Source organism: Vibrio sp. 10N.261.46.A3, assembly GCF_041472995.1.
Taxonomy (GTDB): domain Bacteria; phylum Pseudomonadota; class Gammaproteobacteria; order Enterobacterales; family Vibrionaceae; genus Vibrio; species Vibrio coralliirubri.
In genome coordinates this window covers 1-2,918 of record NZ_JBFRRH010000120.1, presented here as the reverse complement: position 1 = coordinate 2,918, position 2,918 = coordinate 1, and the positions used below count along the sequence as shown (strand labels likewise).

2 protein-coding genes and 1 tRNA gene are annotated in these 2,918 nt (G+C 46.2%); 2 read left to right on the top strand and 1 reads right to left on the bottom strand.

Features of this window, described 5'->3' with window-relative positions:
* Both AB4484_RS23685 and AB4484_RS23680 read left to right on the top strand, forming a co-directional pair.
* Positions 1-1,145 (top strand): cation:dicarboxylate symporter family transporter (locus AB4484_RS23685; RefSeq protein WP_372080628.1); only part of this gene is annotated, 1,145 nt, incomplete at its 5' end.
* Between the two features lie 77 nt (positions 1,146-1,222).
* Entirely contained in the window at positions 1,223-2,545 is a 1,323-nt protein-coding gene (locus tag AB4484_RS23680; protein WP_372080626.1) for a CoA-disulfide reductase, read from the top strand.
* 198 nt (positions 2,546-2,743) lie between these two features.
* Here AB4484_RS23680 and AB4484_RS23675 read toward each other — a convergent pair.
* Positions 2,744-2,834: transfer RNA gene (locus tag AB4484_RS23675), tRNA-Ser, on the bottom strand.
* Positions 2,835-2,918 lie beyond the last annotated feature (84 nt).

Genomic DNA, 2,918 nt, shown 5'->3' with positions numbered 1-2,918 from the left:
TGAAATTCCTTACCTTGAACGTTGAAGGCGGCGGCGCGCTATCTCGAATCGCACCAAAAATCATCGGTATTCTACTTTTCACTTGTGCAATCTCAGCAGCCGTTGGTATCGCGAGTATTTACCTATTTGGTATCGATGCGAACGCACTAGTAAGCACTATCGGCACAAACAGTGCGATTGAAGCTCGCGGTGATTCACTGGTTGCAACACAAGATGCAATGGCGAGCAGCGGTCTGTCTGGTATGGCTCTGTCTATCATTCCAACCAACATCTTTGACATGCTAACGGGTTCTCAACGTACTTCTACGCTTTCAACTGTACTGTTCGGTATGTTCCTTGGTTACTGTATCCTTCAAGTGAAAAACCGTAAGCCAGAGAAAGTGCAAAACTTCGTTGATTTCATCAACTCTGCAAAAGAAGTGGTGCTTTCAATGGTACGTGAAATTCTGAAGCTAACCCCTTACGGTGTATTCGCTCTGATGACCACGTTCATGATGACCAACGACCTGTTCGCACTTGCAGAGATGGGACGCTTCCTTCTAGCAAGCTACGTAGCAATTGGCGTTATGTTCGGCATCCACTTCGTCATGGTGTCCATGTTCGGTCTTTCTCCTGCTAAGTTCATGAAGAAAATCTGGCCAGTATTGGTGTTCGGTTTCGGTTCTCGTTCAAGCATGGCAGCTATCCCACTAAACGTTGAAACACAAACTCAACGCCTAGGTGTAGACGAAGAAACAGCAAACATGTCAGCGACATTTGGTACCAGTATCGGTCAAAACGGTTGTGCAGGTATCTACCCAGCAATGCTCGCAATCATGGCGGCACAAGTAATGGGCATGCCTGTAGACTTAAGCTTCATCCTACAACTGATCGCTGTTATCGCAATTGCTTCATTCGGTATCGCAGGTGTTGGTGGCGGTGCAACGTTCGCAGCAGTAGCGGTACTGACCATCATGGGTCTAGACATCACAGTAGTCGCGATTCTAGTGTCTATTGAAGCGCTAATTGACATGGCTCGTACAGCGCTGAACATCTCAGGCTCTATGTTGTCAGGCGTTCTTACAGCGAAGAAGAATGGCTCATTGGATACTGAACAATACGACGCTGACGTTACAGCGACAGTATCAAAAGAAGCAGCAGTATAATTCTCAAACTTAATTAAGAGCACTCCACGTGAGTGCTCTTCTGTTTTTCCTGAGTTCAGGTTATTTAGGTAGTAAATATGAAAGTTGTTGTTATAGGCGGTAGCGCCGCGGGTATGAGTTTCGCAGCAAAGTACAAACGTAATCAACCATCAGACGAAGTCATCGTTTTAGATAAGCGTAGCTACATCTCTTTCGGAGCCTGTGGCTTACCTTACTTTGCAGGCGGCATGTTTGATGACACCGAGCGAATGATCTCTCGTACGCCAGAACAAGCCATAAAATCTGGTTTAGATGTTCGTGTAGAAACAGAAATGGTGTCGTTCGACCGCACTGAAAAACACATTACGGTGCGTCACCAAAACGTAGAGAGCACTATCAATTACGATATGTTGGTGATTGCGACAGGCGCACGTCCGATCGTTCCCTCATTCGGTGAATACAATCCAGAACACGTATACACACTAACAAGCATGGAAGATGGCTTAGCAGTCAAAGAAGCACTTAAAAATGTTAGTAAACAACGCGTGTGTGTTATCGGTGCAGGCTTTATCGGGCTGGAAGTCTTCGATGCAGCGCACGGCTTAGACAAACACGTGACGATCATCGAACGTGAACAACACATCATGAGCCGTCAGTTCAGCCCAGAGATCATTGAAGTTGTCGAAGGTGCAATTCGAGAATCCGGTGCTGACCTTAAAACAGGTTGCAGCGTGTCTGCGATTCGCGATGCTGAGCAAGGTGGTTACATCGTAGAAACCGATAACGGTAATGTAGAAGCTGATGTCGTGATCCTGTCACTCGGCTTCAAACCAAACACTGAAGCATTCGAATTACCAAAGGCTCAAAATGGCGCGTTGTTGGTGAATGAATATGGTGCCACTGAAGATGCTTACATCCATGCTGTAGGTGACTGTGCCGTTGTCCATCATATGGCGCTAGGCAAACCCGTTTATGTTCCTCTAGCAACTACAGCCAACAAACAAGCACGCATGATGGCAGACAAGCTAGCAGGAAAAGACACTTACATGTCGGGCTTCTTGGGGTCGTCTTGCTTGAAAGTACTCGACTACGAATTGGCGTGTACAGGCGTATCTGAACTTCTGGCGAAAGAACACAGCTTAGATGTGAAAGTATCAACAATTTCAGATAAGAACCAAACGGATTACTACCCAGGCCAAGAAGACATCAAGGTGAAGTTGGTTTATCACCCAGAGACTAAGGTTCTTCTAGGTGGTGAGATCGTTGGTAAGAAAGGAGCGGTTGGCCGTATTAACGCACTAGCGGTAGCTATCACCGCGAAGATGACGACTCAACAACTAGGCTACATGGACTTCTGTTATGCCCCTCCTTTTTCACGTACTTGGGATGCGCTAAACGTGGCGGGTAACGTCGCTAAGTAAGCGAGCTGATTGTACAAGTTCCAAAGAATATTCATTTAGAGATCAAAGCAGAGCGATTAAGCTCTGCTTTTTTTGCCTTAACGCCAAACACCGATGTTTAACCAACGGGTAAGCTGCCGCTTTGAAGTATTCAAATGTTTTTTTACCAAACTCAAGACGAAAAAAAGCCCGCTGATTTCTCAGCGGGCTTTTCAATGGTGGTGGAGGGATAGGGATTTGAACCCTAGAACCGCTATTAACGGTTGCCGGTTTTCAAGACCGGTGCTTTCGACCACTCAGCCATCCCTCCAACAAATTGTCATCAACAGATTAGTGCACTGTTGAGGTTGTTATTTGCTACGCAAATAACGAAATTAAAGCCTGGCGATGTCCT

What these genes read in the sequence shown, in the direction of transcription:
- AB4484_RS23680 (WP_372080626.1), top strand. Translation starts at nt 1,223, where the DNA reads ATGAAAGTTGTTGTTATAGGCGGTAGCGCCGCGGGTATGAGTTTCGCA.